This window comes from Agromyces sp. NPDC056389 (genome assembly GCF_042262385.1).
GTDB lineage: Bacteria > Actinomycetota > Actinomycetes > Actinomycetales > Microbacteriaceae > Agromyces.
In genome coordinates, this window is record NZ_JBHJPN010000001.1 from 1,269,424 (window position 1) to 1,287,730 (window position 18,307).

The 18,307-nt window shown below is 72.0% G+C and carries 10 protein-coding genes and 1 pseudogene; 4 read left to right on the forward strand and 7 right to left on the reverse strand.

The genetic code is table 11. The features are described from left to right. Positions 1 to 95 precede the first annotated feature (95 nt). Positions 96 to 1,901 carry an ABC transporter ATP-binding protein gene (locus ACFCVM_RS05910; RefSeq protein WP_375835047.1) on the reverse strand — a complete coding sequence of 602 codons (1,806 nt, stop codon included), beginning with the start codon at positions 1,899 to 1,901 and terminating at the stop codon, positions 96 to 98. Further along, positions 1,898 to 3,682, reverse strand: a complete 1,785-nt coding sequence (locus ACFCVM_RS05915; protein WP_375836669.1) for an ABC transporter ATP-binding protein — start codon at positions 3,680 to 3,682, stop codon at positions 1,898 to 1,900. The genes ACFCVM_RS05910 and ACFCVM_RS05915 overlap by 4 nt, the downstream gene beginning before the upstream one ends. A gap of 577 nt (positions 3,683 to 4,259) precedes the next feature. On the opposite strand from ACFCVM_RS05915, the gene ACFCVM_RS05920 reads away from it, so the two are divergent. The 4 genes and pseudogenes from ACFCVM_RS05920 to ACFCVM_RS05935 form a co-directional block, all read left to right on the forward strand. Next, complete coding sequence (locus ACFCVM_RS05920; RefSeq protein WP_375835049.1) at positions 4,260 to 7,295, forward strand: hypothetical protein; 3,036 nt, start codon at positions 4,260 to 4,262, stop codon at positions 7,293 to 7,295. Then, entirely contained in the window at positions 7,292 to 10,054 is a 2,763-nt protein-coding gene (locus tag ACFCVM_RS05925; RefSeq protein WP_375835052.1) for an FtsX-like permease family protein, read from the forward strand. Before ACFCVM_RS05920 ends, ACFCVM_RS05925 begins: the two co-directional genes overlap by 4 nt. Before the next feature lie 100 nt (positions 10,055 to 10,154). Then, positions 10,155 to 11,177: an ABC transporter ATP-binding protein gene (locus ACFCVM_RS05930; RefSeq protein ID WP_375836670.1), complete on the forward strand. Its 1,023-nt coding sequence runs from the start codon at positions 10,155 to 10,157 to the stop codon at positions 11,175 to 11,177. Further along, positions 11,174 to 11,626 (forward strand): annotated as a pseudogene (locus ACFCVM_RS05935) (ABC transporter ATP-binding protein); the annotation flags it as partial. The gene ACFCVM_RS05930 and the pseudogene ACFCVM_RS05935, both read left to right, overlap by 4 nt. 217 nt (positions 11,627 to 11,843) lie before the next feature. Here ACFCVM_RS05935 and ddaH read toward each other — a convergent pair. The 5 genes from ddaH to ACFCVM_RS05960 form a co-directional block, all read right to left on the reverse strand. Next, positions 11,844 to 13,097, reverse strand: coding sequence for a dimethylargininase (gene ddaH, locus ACFCVM_RS05940; protein ID WP_375835054.1), 1,254 nt, complete (start codon positions 13,095 to 13,097; stop codon positions 11,844 to 11,846). Positions 13,098 to 13,224: 127 nt separating this feature from the next. Next, positions 13,225 to 14,319 carry a Glu/Leu/Phe/Val dehydrogenase dimerization domain-containing protein gene (locus ACFCVM_RS05945; RefSeq protein WP_375835057.1) on the reverse strand — a complete coding sequence of 365 codons (1,095 nt, stop codon included), beginning with the start codon at positions 14,317 to 14,319 and terminating at the stop codon, positions 13,225 to 13,227. A gap of 147 nt (positions 14,320 to 14,466) precedes the next feature. Continuing rightward, positions 14,467 to 16,077, reverse strand: coding sequence for a bifunctional phosphoribosylaminoimidazolecarboxamide formyltransferase/IMP cyclohydrolase (gene purH, locus ACFCVM_RS05950; RefSeq protein ID WP_375835060.1), 1,611 nt, complete (start codon positions 16,075 to 16,077; stop codon positions 14,467 to 14,469). Then, complete coding sequence (purN, locus tag ACFCVM_RS05955) at positions 16,074 to 16,667, reverse strand: phosphoribosylglycinamide formyltransferase (protein WP_074260168.1); 594 nt, start codon at positions 16,665 to 16,667, stop codon at positions 16,074 to 16,076. Before purN ends, purH begins: the two co-directional genes overlap by 4 nt. 68 nt (positions 16,668 to 16,735) lie before the next feature. Continuing rightward, complete coding sequence (locus tag ACFCVM_RS05960; protein WP_375835064.1) at positions 16,736 to 18,277, reverse strand: APC family permease; 1,542 nt, start codon at positions 18,275 to 18,277, stop codon at positions 16,736 to 16,738. Positions 18,278 to 18,307: the final 30 nt, after the last annotated feature.

Below are 18,307 nucleotides of genomic sequence, written 5' to 3' on the forward strand. Positions count from 1 at the left end.
CGAGCGTACCGTGCACGACGCCCTTGCCGCGCGCCCAGTTCAGGGGGTACCCCGAGGCGGTCGCCGGGGTACCCCGTCAAGCTGGAACATTCGGCTCAGACGAGCGAGTCCCGCCAGGCCGCGTGCATCGCGGCGAAATGCCCCGTGCCCGCGATGAGCTCGGCCGGCGAGCCGTCTTCGACGATGCGCCCGTGCTCCATCACGAGCACCCGGTCGGCGATCGCGACCGTCGACAGGCGGTGCGCGATGATCACCGCCGTGCGGTCGGCGAGCAGCTTCGTGAGGCCCTCCTGCACGAGCCGCTCGCTCGGGATGTCGAGCGAGGAGGTCGCCTCGTCGAGGATCAGCACCGCCGGGTTCGCGAGAAACGCCCGCGCGAAGGAGATGAGCTGCCGCTGCCCGGCGCTCACCCGGCCGCCGCGCTTGTTCACGTCGGTGTCGTAGCCGTTCGGCAACCCCTCGATGAACTCGTGCGCACCGACCGCCATCGCCGCGCGGACGATCTCGTCGAACGACGCGTCGGGCTTGCCGAGCGCGATGTTGTCGGCCACCGAACCCGAGAACAGGTACGCCTCCTGGGTGACCATGACGATCGCGCGCCGCAGGTCCTTCGGGTGCAGGTCGGTGAGCGAGACGCCGTCGAGCGTGACCGCGCCGTCGCTCGGGTCGTAGAAGCGCGCGATGAGCTTCGCGAGCGTCGACTTGCCGGCACCCGTCGATCCGACGAGGGCGATCGTCTGCCCCGCGGGGATGTCGAGATCGAAGCGCGGAAGGATCACACGGTCCTTCGTGTACGCGAACTCGACGCCGTCGAAGCGAACGCGCCCCTCCGCGTTCCACAGGTCGACCGGCTTGGCCGGATCGGGCACGCTCGGCTCCTCCTCGAGCACGCCCGAGATCTTCTCGAGCGCCGACGAGGCCGACTGGTACCCGTTGTAGAACATCGCCATGTCCTCCATCGGGTCGAAGAACCGCTTCGTGTAGAGCACGGTCGCGAGCAGCACGCCGACTCCGAGTGCACCGTCGACGACGCGGAAGCCGCCGATCACGATGGTGGCCGCCACCGCGGTGTTGCCGATGAGGGCGAGCCCCGGATTGTAGACCGCGAAGAGGCCGAGCACCTTCGCGTTCACGTCGCGGTAGTCCTCGACGAGTCCGCCGAACTCCGCCTCGTTGCGCCGCTGCTTGCGGAAGGCCTGCACCGCGCGGATGCCCGTCATGGTCTCGACGAACTGCACGATGAGCTTCGCCGACGCCACGCGCGAGCGCCGGAACAGCGACTGCGACTGCACCTGGAACCACCGCGTGAGGATGCCGAGCGGGATCAGCGCGACGAGCAGCACGAGCGCCGACGGAGCATCGACGATCACGAGCATGACGCCGGTGAACACCATGTACATGAGGCCGCGCACGAGGAGCGTCAGCCCCTCGTCCATGAGTTCGCGGATGGCGTCGAGGTCGCTCGTCTGCCGCGAGATGATGCGGCCGGAGGTGTACGACTCGTGGAACTCGAGCGAGAGCTTCTGCGTGTGCAGGAACACCCGGGTGCGGAGATCGATGAGCACGGCCTGGCTGATGCGCGCCGACATCCGGATGTACACCGAGATGAGGAACGCCCCGACGAGCCCGGTCAGCAGGTAGGCGACGCCGGCGAACGCGACGGGGAACCAGTCCTGCTTCATGAGCGCGGGGATGCCCTGGTCGATGCCGTACGCGATGAGCGCGGGGCCGGCGACCTGCGCGGCGGACGAGACGACGATCGCCGCCGCCGTCAGCCACAGCTTGCCTCTCAGCGGGGCGAGGAGCGAGCCGAGCAGACGCCGCGACCGTGCTCGGATCTGCGCGGACTCCGCCTTCGAGTAGTCCTGGCGTTCTTCGCCCTGTACACCGGTGACGCTCATGATGCCGCCTCCTCTCGGATCGTGGTCGGGGCGTCGACGGCATCGACGCCCGTGCTTCTGCGCTCCTCGTCCTCGAGGCTCGTGATGACGAAGCGGTAGTGCTCGCTCTCCCGCAGCAGCTCGGAGTGCGTGCCGACGGCGGTGATCCGCCCGTGCTCGAGCAGCGCGACCCGGTCGGCGAGCATGACCGTCGAGGGCCGGTGCGCCACGATGAGCGCCGTGGTCGAGGCGAGCACCGATCGGAGCTCGGCCTCGACCCGCGCCTCGGTCGCGACGTCGAGCGCCGAGAGCGGGTCGTCGAGCACGAGCACTGCCGGTTTGGCCGCGACGGCGCGCGCGAGCGCGAGCCGCTGCCGCTGGCCGCCGGAGAGGCTCATGCCCTCTTCGCCGACCTTCGTGTCGAGACCGTCGGGCAGCTCGAAGGCGAACCCGGCCTGGGCGATGCGCAGCGCCTCGCCGAGCACCCGATCGGCCTCGGCGCGCACCGCGGGGTCGTCGCCCGCGAGCTCGGGCCGACCGAGCAGCACGTTGTCGCGCACCGAGGCGCTGAAGAGCGTCGCGTCCTCGAACGCCATCGCGATGTGGGTGCGCAGCTCGTCGCGGCTGAACGCGCGCACGTCGACGCCGTCGAGCATGACGGAACCGGCCGTCACGTCGTAGAGACGCGTCGTGAGGGCGGTCATCGTCGTCTTGCCGCAGCCGGTGAGGCCGACGAGGGCCATCGTCTCGCCGGGCTCGAGCACGAGGTCGACTCCGTCGAGCAGGTCGCCGAACCGCTCGGGCGAGTCCTGGTAGCGGAAGTGCACGTCGCGGAACGAGAGCTCACCGCGCGGACGATCGAGCGAGCGCGGCTCGGCAGGATCGACGATCGTGTTCTCGCTGTCGAGGATGTCGAAGAACCGGTCGGTCGCGGTGCGGGCATCGAGGGCGAATGCGAGCATGAAGCCGATCGACTCGATCGGCCAGGCGAGCACGGTCGCGGTCGCGAAGAACGCGACGAGTTCGCCGACGCTGAGCTGCCCCTGCGAGGCGAGCCAGACACCCACCACGAGGCAGAGCGACAGTGCGATCGCGGGCACCACCATGATCCACACCCAGATGTTCGCGTCGAGGCGCGCCTTCTCGATCTCGGTGCTGCGCAGCGACTCGGCCTGCGCGCGGAAGGTGGAGAGCGCGTGCTTTCCGCGCCCGAACGCCTTCAGCACGCGGATGCCGTGCACCGACTCCTCGACCGCGGTCGCGAGGTCGCCGGCCTGGTCCTGGCTGAGCCGCGACATCTCGGAGTAGCGGCCCTCGAAGCGCCAGCCCGCCCACCACAACGGCAGCGAGCAGACGAGGAAGATGAGCCCGAGGAACCAGTTCATCGACATCAGGATGCCGACGCCGACCACGATGATCACGACGTTGGCGCCGGTCAGCACGAGGCCGAACGACAACCAGCGACGGATCAGCCCGAGGTCGCTGACCGCGCGCGAGAGCAGCTGGCCGCTCGGCCAGCGGTCGTGGAAGCTGACGGGGAGGTCCTGCAGCTTCGCGTACAGGGCGTTGCGCATGCGCGCCTCGACCCTGGTGCCCGGGCCGACCACGAGCCAGCGGCGGACCGCGAAGAGGATCGCCTCGACGGCGCCGAGCACGAAGACGAGCAGCGCGAGCGGGATGACCGCGTCGGGCTCGCGGTTCGCGAGCGGCCCGTCGACGATCTGCTGCAGTACCTGCGGGATCGCGAGCGCGATGAGTTGGGCGACGAGTGCCGCGGCCATGCTGCCGGCGAACGCCGGCATGGCGGGACCGGCGTACTCGCGCAGTCGCCAGAGCGCACGAACGGTGCTGAGGCGAGGGGGCTGCGACGCGGGTTCTGGCGCGTCGGGTGCGGTCGGCGTTTGCAGGGTGACGGACACAGCCGGTTTCCAATCGGGATTGGGAGCGCCGAGCGCCCATGGAAGGGCCGGTCGGCGAAAGGGAAGGAGTGGAGGAAGCCGCGGATCGCGAGAACGCGTGAAACCGCGGAGCAGGCGGAGCCTGCGCGATGTGTTCGGTAGCGAACTACGGGCGGTCTACCCGGCGAGCCCGAAGAGGTACGCCGGGCGGGCAGAGCCGGAGTCCGCAATCGTGCGGGCGTCGGTGTCTGTCTGCATGGTGTCCTCCTGCGTCATCGTCTCGAACCCTCGAGGCCGGTCGGAACTCGTTCCTCGGCCAGCCCTACAGAATATGGGCTCGGACGGGTGGCGCGCAAGACCCACCACGGGGATAGGCTATGCGGATTCGTCGCTGTGCGGTTGACGACGGTGCGACCCGACCCGACCCGTCCGATCCGGCCCTCTACCGCCGCGCACACGACCCGACCGACGAGGAGCGCGCGTGGGAGCGGCACGGACTGCGTTCGCCCGCGCGAACGCCCGTGCCGGTGTGCTCGCCGCGATCGCCGCGGTCGTCCTCCTGCTCTCCGGCCTGTCCACCGCCGTCATCGACTCCCTCGCCGGGTCCTCGGCGAGCGGACTCCGCAGCGGCCTCGCCTCGGCGCAGGGCACGGCGGGCGCCGCGCGCTGGCAGATCCGCGTGGCGCACGATCCCGAGGCCCAGGCGGATGCCGCGGCATCCGTGCTCGATCGCATGCTCACGCCGCTCGACGCGTCCTGGAGCCGCAGCGTCGAGACCGCGCCGGTCGATGCGACGAGCGGTGATGCGACGTTCGGCGCCGTGCTACTCGCCGACCCCGGGGCGCAGGAGCGCTCCGAACTCGTCGAGGGAGCCTGGCCGGAGGATCCGGCGGCGGTCGCCGCGGCGACCGCCGAGGCCGCCGTGCCCGCGACCCTCCACGCGGCAGCCGCCGAAGCGCTCGGTCTCGCACCGGGCGACCTCGTCGAACTCGCCGGCGAGTCGGCACGTCGACTCCTCGTCGTCGGCACGTGGCTGCCGCTCGAGCCGAGCGACCCGGCGTGGTTCGGAGAGGGCGTCGTGGCCACCGGAGCGACTGCCGACGGCGCGGGCCCGTTCCTCGTCGCCGAGGCGTCCGCCCTCGACCTTCCGGCCGCGGTCGTCGTGCGCTGGACGGTTGTCGTCGACTCCGCCGCGGTGACCCCCGATTCGGCACGGCTGCTCCGTGCCGAACTGCCCGACGTCGAGCCGGCCCTTCGCGCGGAGCCGGCGATCGGCACCGATGGCCTGAGCGCGCTCGGCGGCCTCGAGGCGACGCTCTCGCGACTCCTCGCGAGCCTCGGCGCGGTGCGGGCCATCGCCCCCCTGCCGATCCTGCTGCTCGCCTTCACCGGATTCGCGGCCCTGACGCGACTCGCGACGCTGCTCGGTGCGGCCCGACGCGGTGAGACGCTGCTGCTCCGCGCTCGCGGCGCCTCCGCCGGGCGCCTCGCCCGCGATACCGCGCTCGAGGTGCTCGTGCTCGGAGTGCCGGCCGCGATCATCGGGGCTGCGGCGGCTGAGGCGGTGCTCTCGGCTGCTCGGCCGGGCGAGGCCCGCGACTGGGGCGCAGGAGCCGTCGTGGCCTCCGTCGTGCTCGGCAGCGCACTGTTCGTCGTCGCGGGCCGCGCCTGGCTCGACGCACGGCGGCCCGTCGTCCGAGGCGCGGGCGATGAGGTCGGACGGGTGGCGCGCGGCCTCGCGACCGGCGGCGGCGTGCTCCTCGTCGTGCTCGCCGCCGTCGCATTCTGGCAGTTCCGGCTCTACGGCTCGCCGCTCGTGGCGAGCGCGTCGGGCGGCGTGGAGGTCGATCCGATCGCCGTGCTCGCACCGATGCTCGTGCTCGTCGCCCTCGCCCTCGCGGCGCTCTGGCTGACGCGTCCGATCGACGCCCTGCTCGAACGGTTCGCGGCGGCCCGCCCCGGATTGGTGCCGTCGCTGCCGATGCGCCAGCTCGCACGACGCGCGTCGCTGTACTCCGCCGCGTCGCTCGTCACGATGCTCGCGGTCTCCGGACTCACGCTGTCCGCAGCGTTCGCGGGGTCATGGCAGGGCATCGATCGCACCGCCTCCGCACTCGCGACCGGCGGCGAGGTGCGCGTGTCGTACTCGGGCCGCGAGGTCGTGCAGGGCCCTGATCCGCTGGCGCTCGAGAGCGGCCTCGACGGCGTCGAGGGCGTCACGGCGGAGGGACCGGTCTTCCGCGGCGAGGTGCGGATCGGTTCCGACCGCGCGATCGTGGTGGCGCTGCCCGTCGGTGACACGGGCATCGCGCCCGGCACGGGCGTGGCGAGCGGCTTCTCGGCCCTCGAGGAATCGGCCGGCGCGGCCGGCACCGCGCTTCCCGCTGGCACCACGACGCTCGACGTCGCCGTCGAACTCGATGCCCCCGCGGGCACGAACGGCGCCGTCGACGTCGCCGCGTGGTTCCTCACCGCGAGCGGTGCCGCGACGCCGGTGGCAGCGGTGCCCGTCGACGTCGCGGCCGGCGGCGGCACCGTGCGCCTCGACGTGCCCGACGCCGAGGGGCTGCGCTTCATCGGCCTCGACGCCTCGCTGTCCGGCGCGGCGGGCGCCGACGTCCTCGTCTCGTTCGGCGCGATCTCCCTCGACGGTTCGAGCGTCGCCGGCCCCGGATTCGAGGTCGAGCGCGAGCACCTGCTCACCTCGAAGGCGCCCGCCTCCCGTGCGACGCTCACCGAGGGCGGCGATCCGCTGCCCGTCGTGCTCGGCGCCGACCTCGCCGAGCGCATCTCGGCCCGGGTCGGCGACGTGTTCGCGTTCCGCGTGCTCACCGGCAGCGCCGAGGTCGACGCCGTCGTGGCCGGGGTGCTCCCCGTGGTGCCGACGGCCGGCGACGACGGCGTGCTCGCCGACCTCGGGGCATTCGAGCGGTACGCGTTCGACGCCGGCGCGGGTGTGCCGGCGTTCGGGGAGCGATGGATCGCGACCGACGAGCCCGACCGACTCGCCGCCGATCTCGACCGCGAACACGGATCGACCGTCATCGCCGACGCGAGGTCGGCGTCGTCGTCGGCTCCGTTCATCGCCCCGGCGATCGTCGTCCTCTGGATCGGCGCCGCCGGCGCGCTCCTCTTCGCCCTCATCGCGATCGTCGCCCTCGTCGCGGCGCTCCGCGGCAGTCGCATGGGCGAGATCGTCGTGCTGCGCGCGCTGGGCGTGCCGGCGCGCACGCAATCGCGAGCACGCCTCGCGGAACTCGCCGTGGCGCTCGGCTCGGCGGTCGTGATCGGTGCGGTCGTCGGCGTCGCGACGGCGCTGCTCACCTCGCGCGAACTCGCGAGAGCCGCCGTCGCCGGCGTCCCGGCCGTCGTGCCCGTCGAGTTCGGCGTCGCCCTGGCGCCATGGCTCCTCGGCATCGCCGCGTTCCTCGGGCTCGCCGCGGCGATCGCAGCGGGCGCCGCGGCATCCGTTCGGCGCATCGCCGCGCGCCCGGGGCTCAGGCAGGAGGAAGGATGACCGCCGGCCACCGTTCGCGGCTCAGCACCCCGGGCCTCCTGCGACGCCAGTTCTTCGCCGGGCCGCTCGCGTCGATCATGCTCGCGCTGCTCGTGCTCGCCGGCGCGCTGCTCGCCGCCGGCGTGCCTCGCGCGGTCGCCGCGATGCACACGGCGGCGCTCGAGGACTCGCTCGACCAGTTCGCGGCGCGCGAGATCGACGTCGTCACCTCGAGCCGCAACCTGCCCGAGCTCGGCGCCTCGAGCGGCGACACGACCCTCGACCCCGAGATCGACGCCGTCTGGGGCGCGCAGGAGCAGCGCCTGCTCGACATCCGTGCCGGCATGCCCGAACTGCTGGCCCGCGTCACGGGCGACCCGCTCACCGCGCTCGTCGCCGGCCCGGCCAAGGCCGGCGTGCCCGGCGCCTCGGCGGATTCCACCTCGTACCAGCTCTTCACGACGTTCGACCCCAGGATCCGCGAGCACATCGCGCTCACCGGCGGCGACTGGCCCGCGACCCTGACCGGACCGGTGCCGGGAGGCACGCCCCTCGAGATCGTCCTCGCCGACGCCGTCGCCGAGGAGATGGAGTGGGCGCTCGGCGACGACCGTTCGATCCCGATCGGCACGGAACCGCAGGACGTGCGACTCGTCGGCACCTTCTCGGCGATCGACCCCGACGACGGCTTCTGGTCGCATGTGCCGCAAGTGGCGCTCGAACCGTCGGTCGCGTACACCCCCGGCGGGTACATCGAGGTCACGGGCCTCGGGTTCGCCGACCCCGTCTCGTGGTCGGCGCTGCAGGAGTCGAACCTGCCGACGACGATGGACGCCTGGTTCCCGACGCTGCCCGATCGCATCCGCGCCGCCGACTCGGCCGAGCTCGTCACGCAGCTCGGCGAGTTCACGAGTCAGGTGTTCGTGCTCGGCGGCGGTTCGTGGGAGTACTGGTTCGCGACCGTCGGCGAGGTGGCGTTCACGAGCGGCCTCACCGACGCGCTGAACGAGGCAGCGGTCGCGGCGAGCGCGAGCGACGCCGTGCTCGCCACGATCGCCTCGGGCCCGATCGGCGTGATGGTCGCGGTGCTCGTGCTCGGGGCCCGCGTCGTCTTCGAGCGGCGTCGCACGGGACTCGAGCTCGCTGCCGCCCGTGGGGCCTCGCCAGGGCAGCTCCGCGGCATCCTCGCACTCGAAGGGCTCGCCATCGGCGTGCCCGCCGCGATCGTCGGGGGCCTGCTCGGCACGCTGCTCGTCCCCGCCGACGGCGGCGCGGGAGGGTGGGCGATCGCGGCGCTGTTCGCACTCACCCCGGCGGTGCTGCTCGTCGCGGCGGAGCCGGGCCTCAGCCCGCTCCGCAGGGCCAGGGCCGATCTCGGCAAGCCGAACACCGGGCGCTTCCGTTGGATGGCCGAGGTGCTCGTCGCGGTGCTCGCCGTCACCGCCGTCGTGCTGCTCTACCGCCGCGGCCTCGCCACCTCCACCGCGTCGACCGGGGTCGATCCGCTGCTCGCCGCCGTGCCGCTCCTCCTCTCGCTGCTCGCGTGCCTCGTCGTGCTGCGGGTGTACCCGCTCCCCCTCGCCGCGCTCGTGCGCAACACCGCGCGCCGAGCCGGTCTCGTGCCGTTCCTCGGGTCGGCCCGAGCGCTCCGCGACCCGTCGGCAGGACTCGTGCCCGTGCTCGCCGTCGTCGTCGGCGTCTCGGTCGCCGTGTTCTCCTCGGTGCTGCTCGGCACGGTGCAGTCGGGCGTCGAACGAGCCGCCGACGCGCAGGTCGGCGCCGACGCGTCAGTCGGCGGCACACCGTTCACCCTCGAACAGCTCGACGAGTTCGAGGCTGTGCCGGGCGTCGCGGCGATCGCGCCCGTGTACTCGGCGAAGCCGACCAAGATCACCGCCGACGGGCGCTCGCGCACCTCGACGCTCATCGTGATCGACGCGGAGGAGATGCGGCAGGTGCAGCAGGGTCGTGACTCGTCGACGCCGCTCCCCGCCGGCCTCGACGCGAGCGACGCCGACGACGTGCCGGTGCTGCTCTCGAAGACGGTGTCGGACTTCGTCTCGGACGCGGACTCCGCCGAGCTCGACGGCGAGGACTTCGACGCACTCGGCGCCGTCGACGGTCGCACCGCGTTCTCGCCTCGCTCGAATTGGGTGCTCATGGACGTCGACAACGCGAAGCCGTTCACCGCGACCCTCGTTCCGCGAACCGTGCTCGTGCGCTTCGACGAGGGGACATCGGCCGCCGGGGCCGATGAGATCACCACCGCCCTCGCCGAGATCGCGGGCGACGATGCCGCGGTCGTCACCGCCGACGACGTGCTCTCCGAGCTGCGCGAGCGGCCGACGACGCAGGGCCTCGTGATCTCGCTCATCGTCGCGATCGTGCTGGCGAGCCTGCTCACTGCGCTCGCGATCGTGCTCACCCTCGTCGTCGGCCGTCCGGCCCGCGACCGCCTGCTGCCGCTGCTCTCGACACTCGGCCTCGGCCGCCGCGGCGAGCGGGCGCTCGTCGTGTGGGAGATCGGCCCGGTCGCCCTCATCGCGCTCGCCGCCGGTGCGCTGCTCGGCGCCGCGCTGCCCTTCGTCGTGCTCGCGGGCATCGACCTGCGGGCGTTCACCGACGGCGACGCCCAGCCGGCCGTGACGCTCGACCCCTGGCTCATCACCGCGGTGCTCGCGGGCAGCGTGCTCGTAACGATCGCCGCGGCCGCCGTGGCATCCCGCATCGACGGCAGCGTCAACGCCGCTCGCGCGATGCGCAAGGAAGAGGAAGGATGACCCCGTGACCCGCACCGATCAGCAGGCCCCGGCATCGACACCGCAGCACCATGCCTCCCCCGGTGCCGCGGCGGAGCCCCACGTCCTCTGCACCGACCTCGTGCGCATCTTCAGCGCCGACGGGGTCGAGGTGCAGGCCCTCCAGGGACTGAACCTGCGCGTCGACCCGGGAGAGATGGTCGCCGTCGTCGGCGCCTCGGGATCGGGCAAGTCCACGCTCCTGACGATCCTCTCCGGGCTCGACACCGCCACCGCCGGTGTCGCGCGGGTCGCCGGCCACGACCTGCTGTCGATGGGCGCACGCGAGCGCGTCGCCTACCAGCGGCACACGGTCGGGTTCGTCTGGCAGCAGACGTCGCGCAACCTCCTGCCCTACCTCACCGCGGCCGAGAACGTCGCGCTCGCGATGAACGTCGCCGGCACCCTCCGCGGCGCGGCACGGGCGAGCCGCGTCGCAGAGCTCCTCGAGCTGCTCGACGTCGGCGAGCTGCACGACCGGCGCCCCGGTGAGCTCTCGGGCGGACAGCAGCAGCGCGTCGCGATCGCCGTGGCCCTCGCGAACTCCCCCGAGGTGCTGCTCGCCGACGAGCCGACCGGCGAACTCGACGAATCCACGTCGGCCGCGGTGCTCGAGGCGATGCGCGGCGTCAACGAGGAGCTCGGCGTCACCACCCTCATCGTCACGCACGACCCGACGGTGTCGGGCCATGTGCGCCGCACGGTGCAGATCCGCGACGGCCGCACCTCCACCGAGGTGCTGCGGTCGACCCGCGTCGACGAGCACGGCGAGGAGCAGCACATCGCCGAGGAGTTCGCGGTGCTCGACCGGGTCGGGCGCCTGCAGCTGCCGCACGACTTCATGCAGAGCCTCGAGCTGCGCGACCGCGTGCGACTCGCGCTCGAGGCCGATCACGTCGGCGTGTGGCCGGGTGACGAAGGGCGAGCGGATGTCGCGCCGTCGCCGTCCGATCGGCCGGCGACGCCCGCTGCGCCCGAATCCACCGCCGATCCCGAGGCTCCCGCCGGCCCAGAGGCCGCCGCCCCCGCGACCCGGCGCGCCCGACGCGCCGAGGAGCGCGCGGCCGAGGCATCCGTCACCGACGCACCCGAGGAGGGGCGATGAGCACGCTGCGCGCCGAATCGATCAGCCGCGTCTTCGAATCGAAGGCCGGGGCGGTGCACGCGGTGGCCGACGTCTCGCTCGAGGTGCGGCCCGGTGAACTGCTCGTCGTGACCGGCCCGTCGGGCGCGGGCAAGACCACCCTGCTGAACCTGCTCGGCGGCCTCGACAAGCCGACGAGCGGGCGCGTGCTGCTCGGCGACGACGAGCTCTCGGCCCTCGGCGACGACGAGCTCGCGGCCGTGCGGCGCGACCGCCTCGGGTACATCTTCCAGTCGTTCGGACTCATCCCCGTGCTCTCGGCGGCCGAGAACGTCGAAGTGCCGCTGCGCCTCCAGCGCATGGACCCTGCCGATCGCGATGCCCGCGTGTCCGAGTCGCTCGAACTCGTCGGGCTCGCCGGGCATTCGGCCCAGCGCCCGTATGAGCTCTCGGGCGGCCAGCAGCAGCGCGTCGGCATCGCGCGCGCCCTCGCGGCGCGCCCCCAACTGCTGCTCGCCGACGAGCCGACGGGTCAGCTCGACAGCGGTACCGCCGCGACCGTCATGGACCTCATCGGCGAACTCGTGCACTCACGCGGCGTCGCCGCCGTCGTCACGACCCACGACCCGGCCCTCGTCGGCCGTGCCGACCGCGTGCTCGAACTGCACGACGGCCGAGCGGTCTCGCTCAGCGCACCCGTACCGACAGGCAGGTGACGCAGCCCTCGAGCTTCTCGAACTCGCCGATGTCGACCGTCACGACCCGGTAGCCGAGGCTCGCGATCATCGCGGCGGTCTGCGGCGCCGACGACGACATGAGCAACGACTCGCGCGACAGCTCCACCACGGCGACGCCTTCGGGCTCGAACACCGGCAGGAAGCGCGGGAAGAGGGTCGTGACGTCGAGCAGCGCCGGGTCGCCGATGATCGTGCCGTCGGGCAGTGCCGTGACGGCGCTCTTCAGGTGCAGCGCCTTCGTGATCGGCACGGCGACGACGGTGTAGCGGTGCGGCGTGAGCAGCGTGCGCAGCTGCCTGATTCCCTCGGCGTTCGTGCGATCCGACGCACCGACGTAGACCGTCGAGCCGACCTTCAGCACGTCGCCGCCGTCGAGGGTGCCCGGCAGCTCGATGCGAGTGACCGTGAGTCCGGGCACGTTGCGCACCGCGCGCTCGACCGCCTCGACCTCTGCGCGGCGGGACTCGGCGCCCGGGCTCGCGAGCACGGCGAGGTCGCCGAACATCACGACCATGTCCTCGACGAAGACCGAGTCGGCGAGCTCGGGCGCCGCGTCGACCTCGATGGTCTCCCAGCCCTCCGCCACGAGGGCTGCGCAGTAGTTGTCCCACTGCTGGTCGGCGAGAGCCTGGTCGATGGGCTGCCGGTCGCGGTGCGTGAGGACGGCCTCGTCGAGGTTCGACGCGGGGATGCGCACGAGCGCGATGCGCCGGTCGACCGCCTCGGGCGCATAGGCGAGGATGCCGCGGAACACGATCGGAGCGAGCAGCATCTCGCCGACGATGACCGAGAGGATGAAGATCAGGTTCAGGCTCACGAGCGAGCCGACCACGAACAGGAAGATCGCCCCCGAGAACGGGTTGCCCGCGGCACTGGCCGTCACCGTCATCGCGATGAGCGCTGCGAGGCAGCCCGACGTGAAGCCCGTGATGAGCGTCAGGAACCATGCTCGCGTCGCCCCGACCGCGTTCGCGACCGAGAGCAGCACCCATGCGACGAAGGCGGCGAGCGCGAAGTGGCCGAACACCTGACCGAGCACCTGGGGCGACTGTCCGCTGCCGATGAAGAACGCGAGCAGCGAGACGAACATCGCGGCGAGCGCGACGGCGGCCGACGACGCGAGTACCGCCGCCACCCGCCGCCCCGGGGTGATCGCCGGCGTGAACCGGGCAGGGGCGGTCGGCGGCATGGCGGGGGACGTCATGGCACGAGCCTACTGGCGCACGCGCACTCCGCTCGCGCGCTCCGATGCTCGGAGCGGGCCCGGCCGGCATGCCGGCACGGTCGCAGAAGCGGCACCCCGGGAGCCCGGGATGCCGCCTCCGCACGACTCAGCGCCCGGCGTCGAGCCGCGTGCGTGCGAGCCGCTCCGCCGCTTCGAGCGTGGTCGTGCCGTCGGCACGGGCACTGCGCAGCACGGATGCCACGGTGTCGCCGATGCCCTCGATGCGGGCGTCGAGCGCAGCCTGGTCGGCACCGGGCACGCTCGCGACGTCGAGGTAGATGACCCCGCCCGCGTTCACCACGAAGTCGGGAGCCCACACGATGCCGCGCTCCTGCAGCAGGGCGGCGACGTCGCGCGAGGCGAGCTGGTTGTTCGCGGCGCCGACGACCGCGGCGACGCGGAGGTCGCGCACCACCTCGGGCGTGAGCACGCCACCGAGTCCGCACGGCACGAAGACGTCGGCCTCGACGAGGTGGGCCTCAGCCGGGTCGACCCAGGCCGCGCCGAGCTCGTCGGCGAGCGCCCGCTTGCCCTCCGCGACATCCGTCACGGTGAGGCGGGCGCCGGCCGCGGCGAGGCTGCGTGCCAAGCGGCCGCCGACCTGCCCGAGGCCCGAGATCACGAAGTGCCGGCCGGCGGGGTCGTTCGAGCCGAAGACCTCGGCGAGCGTCGCGAGGATGGAGGCGTGCACGCCCGCTGCCGTGGCATCCGCCGGCTCGCCGACGCCGCCCTGCTCGGGCGGGAGGCCGCAGACGTGCTCGGTGCGCTCGTGCACGACGGCCATGAGCTCGGCGCTCGTGCCGACGTCTTCGGCGGTCATGTAGGCGCCGCCGAGCGACTCGATCGCGTCGCCGAGGTCGAGCATGGCGTCGTGGGTCGTCGCGGCGTCGATCGTCGTGCCGGCCGGGATCGCGATGACCGACTTGCCGCCGCCGCGCGCGAGGCCCGCGGCCGCGTTCTTCATCGTCATCGCCTGCGAGAGGCGGAGCGCGTCGGCGAGACCGTCGGTCCATCGGCCGTAGTGCCAGAGCCGGGCACCGCCGAGCGCCTGCCCGAGACGGGTCGAGTGCACGGCCACGATGATCGTGAGCCCGGAACGGGCGCCGCGGGTGATGAGCACCCGTTCGTGGTCGGGTGCCTCCGTCGGCAGTGCTGCGCTTGCGCCGGTCGAGGGGGTCGCCGGTGCGTGGGTGATCGTCATCGATCGTTCTCCTTGAATCATCCGCTTCGTGGGCGGAACCTGACCCGGCGCCTCATGAGCACGGGTTCGATTCAAGGGTACCGCCGTCGCGGTCGAACGGATGCCGCGGCAGCCGTTCGACCGCGCGGCGGATCGAAGCGGGCCGACTCAGTGGAAGAAGTGGCGCTCGCCCGTGAAGTACATCGTGACGCCGGCCTCGCGTGCCGCCGCGATCACCTCGTCGTCGCGCACCGAGCCACCCGGCTGCACGACCGCGCGCACGCCGCCGTCGAGGAGGATCTGCAGCCCGTCGGCGAAGGGGAAGAACGCGTCGGATGCCGCGACGGAGCCCGCAGCCCGCTCCCCTGCACGCTCGACTGCGAGCTTGCACGAGTCGACCCGGTTGACCTGGCCCATGCCGACGCCGACCGAGGCACCGCCCGAGGCGAGCAGGATCGCGTTGGACTTCACCGCACGGCACGCCGTCCAGGCGAACTCGAGGTCGGCGAGGGTCGCCTCATCGGCGGGCTCGCCCGCGGCGAGGGTCCACTCCGATGCGGGAGCGAAGTGCCGGTCGGCCTGCTGCAGCAGCATGCCGCCCGAGACCTGACGCAGTTCGACCGCCGTCGGCGTGAAGCCCTCGGGGAGCGTCAGCAGTCGGATGTTCTTCTTCTGGGAGAGCAGTTCGAGCGCCTCGCCCTCGAAGGCCGGCGCGATGAGCACCTCGGTGAAGATGCCGGAGACCGTCTCGGCCATCTCGAGGGTCACGGTGCGGTTCGCGGCGATGACGCCGCCGTATGCCGACACGGGGTCGCACTCGTGCGCCCTGCGGTGGGCGTCGGCGATGGGGTCGGATGCCCCGGCCGATGCCACGGCGATGCCGCACGGGTTCGCGTGCTTGATGATCGCCACGGCCGGCTCGTCGAAGTCGAAGGCCGCGCGCACCGCCGAATCGGCGTCGACGTAGTTGTTGTACGACATCTCCTTGCCGTGCAGCTGCACGGCCTGCGCGATGCCGGGCCGCCCGCCGTTCGAGGCGTAGAGCGCACCCTTCTGGTGCGAGTTCTCGCCGTAGCGGAGGTCGGCGTCCTTCGTCCAGGTGCCGCCGACCCAGGCCGGGAACGGCGACTCCTCGGCGGGCTGGTCGGGGGCGACGACGCTGCCGAGCCAGGAGGCGACGGCGACGTCGTACGACGCCGTGTGGCGGAACGCCTCGCGAGCGAGCTCGGTGCGCTGGGCGAGGGTCGTGCCGCCTGCGGCGACCGCGGCGCCGATCTCGTCGTAGCGGTCGGGCGAGACGACCACGGCGACGTTCGCGTGGTTCTTGGCGGAGGCGCGCACCATGGCGGGCCCTCCGATGTCGATCTGCTCGATGACGGCGTCGGGGGCGGCGCCCGCTGCGACGGTCTCGGCGAACGGGTAGAGGTTCACGACGACGAGTTCGTAGGGCTCGATGCCGAGGCCCGCGAGCTCGGCCTCGTGGTGCTCGAGCCGCAGATCGGCGAGCAGGCCCGAGTGCACAGCGGGGTGGAGGGTGCGCACGCGGCCGTCGAGGTGCTCGGGGTAGCCGGTGACATCGGCGACCTGCGTGACGGGCAGGCCCGCTTCGGCGATGGCCTTGCCCGTGCCGCCCGTCGAGACGATCTCGACGCCGGCGCCCACGAGCGACGTGGCGAGCTCGACCAGGCCCCGCTTGTCACTCACGGCGATGAGCGCTCGGCGAACCGGCACGAGGTCGCGTTCGCGGTACAGGCTGGGGTCGATGGCGTGGCCGCTCATGATCGTGCGAGTTCCTTCAGGTCGAGGTGCTGATTGGCGATGTCGAGCACGGCCTGGATGAGCAGGCGTCGTTCGACGGGCTTGATGCGGTCGTGGAGGCTCGACTCGGTGTCGCCCGGCAGCACCGGGATGCGCTCCTGCGCGATGATGGGGCCGCCGTCGACGGAGTTGTCGACGACGATGAGGCTCGCGCCGGTCTGCGTGACACCCGCGGCGAGCGCGTCGCGCACCCCGTGCGCGCCGGGGAACTCGGGCAGATAGGCCGGGTGGGTGTTGATGAGGTGCGGCGAGAACGCGTCGACGACGGCCGGCGGCACGAGCCGCATGAGGCCCGAGAGCACGACCACGTCGGGCTCCCATCGCGCCACCTCGGCGATGAGCGCGTCGCCCCAGGCGTCACGGTCGGGATACGCCGTGAAGGGTACGGAGAAGGTCGGCACGCCGTACTCCTCGCCGAGCGCGAGCCCCTCGGCGTCGCGGTCGGCGCCGATCGCCACGACGCGGGCCGGGAACTCCGCGTCGGCGGAGGCGTCGAGCAGGGCACGAAGGTTCGATCCGGTGCCCGAGATGAGGACGACGAGCTTCAGCACCCCTCGAGCCTACCGGCTGCGCAGATGCGCACAGCGCGGGCCGTCGACTGCTCAGACGCCCTCGACGCTCAGATTCCGCCGTCGATCGAGCGAAGGATCGGCAGCTCGTCATCGGGCACCAGCACCTCGGTCTCGCGGTTGAGCGACTCGCCTCGGAAGAACGGCTTCGAATCGGCGAAGAACGACCACACGACCATCAGCACCGCGCCGAGCGCGAGCGAACCCACACCCACGACGAAGACGCCGCCGACCCCCAGCAGCACGGTGTACCCGTAGTCGGGATCGAGCATGTCGATCGCCGAGTAGATGAAGGCGCCGGTGAGCAGCACCGCCCCGACGACCGGGAACACCAATCGGTTCCAGAAGTTGCGCCACGACGTGAAGAGGGTGGAGCGGAAGTACCAGACGCACGCGAACCCGGTGATCGCGTAGTAGAACGCGATCGCGAGGCCGAGCGAGAGCACGGTGTCCTGCAGGATGTTGTCGCTGATCAGCGTCATGCCGACGTAGAACACGATGGCCACGAAGCCCATGAGCAGCGTCGAGAACGACGGGGTCTTGTAGCGCGGATGCACCGTGGCGAACCGCTTCGGCAGCGCCTTGTAGACCGCCATCGCGAGGGTCCCGCGAGCCGTGGGGAGAATCGTCGTCTGCGTCGACGAGATCGCCGAGATCATCACGGCGACGACGAGCAGCCACGCCCATGGACCGAACAGCGCATCCTTCAGCGCGAAGAAGACGTCATCTGCGTTGCCCTCGTTGCCGAGCCCCGTTCCGGCATCGCCGAGGCCGGCGTACGACATCGCCGCGACGGTGACGCCGACGTAGGTGACGAGCAGGATGAGCGTCGTGAGCACCGCTGCGCGGCCGGGGATGCGCTTCGGGTCGCGTGTCTCCTCGTTCAGGGCGAGGCAGGTGTCCCAGCCCCAGTAGATGAACAGCGCGAGCAGCACCGACTCCACGAAGGCGTCGAACGAGCCGAACGCGAACGGGTCGAACCAGCTGAGCTCGGGTGTCGTGGACCCCGGGGCGGTGCCGTCGACGACGTGCCAGACGGCGAAGACCACGAAGAGCACGAGCGCGAGGTACTGCACTCCGAGCAGCACGTTCTGCATGCGCTCGCCGATCTCGAGGCCGCGCCAGCTGATCCAGCTCATCAGCGCGATGAAGACCACACCCGTGAGGGTCACGACGAACACGTTCTCGGCGAGGTCGGGCGCCACGAGCAGCCAGAAGTAGATGCCGCCGATCTGTGCGAGGTTCGCCAGCACGACGGTGCCTGCGACCGCCACGCCCCAGCCGCCCATCCACCCCACCCAGGGACCGAACGCCTTGGTGGCCCATGTGAACGTCGTGCCGCAGTCGGGCACCTCGTTGTTCAGCTCGCGATAGGCGAAGGCGATGAGCAGCATCGGGATGAAGGCGATGACGAATGCGATCGGAGCCTGCTCGCCGACGGTGAGCACGACGAAGCCGAGCGTCGCTGCGAGCGAGTAGACCGGCGCGGTGGAGGCGAGCCCGATGACGGTCGAGCCCCACAGGCCCAGCGTGCCCGCTGCGAGCCCCTTGCCTTCGCTTCGAGGGCGGACGAGATCGTTCGATGCCGACACTGATCCTCCTCGATCATGCGGACACGCGAA

Excerpts from the sequence above, each read along its gene's own strand:
- ACFCVM_RS05945 (WP_375835057.1), bottom strand. The coding sequence starts at position 14,319 with ATGACGATCACCCACGCACCGGCGACCCCCTCGACCGGCGCAAGCGCA.
- ACFCVM_RS05925 (WP_375835052.1), top strand. The coding sequence starts at position 7,292 with ATGACCGCCGGCCACCGTTCGCGGCTCAGCACCCCGGGCCTCCTGCGA.
- ACFCVM_RS05915 (WP_375836669.1), bottom strand. The coding sequence starts at position 3,682 with ATGCCGGCGTTCGCCGGCAGCATGGCCGCGGCACTCGTCGCCCAACTC.
- ddaH (WP_375835054.1), bottom strand. The coding sequence starts at position 13,097 with ATGACGTCCCCCGCCATGCCGCCGACCGCCCCTGCCCGGTTCACGCCG.
- ACFCVM_RS05910 (WP_375835047.1), bottom strand. The coding sequence starts at position 1,901 with ATGAGCGTCACCGGTGTACAGGGCGAAGAACGCCAGGACTACTCGAAG.
- purH (WP_375835060.1), bottom strand. The coding sequence starts at position 16,077 with ATGAGCGGCCACGCCATCGACCCCAGCCTGTACCGCGAACGCGACCTC.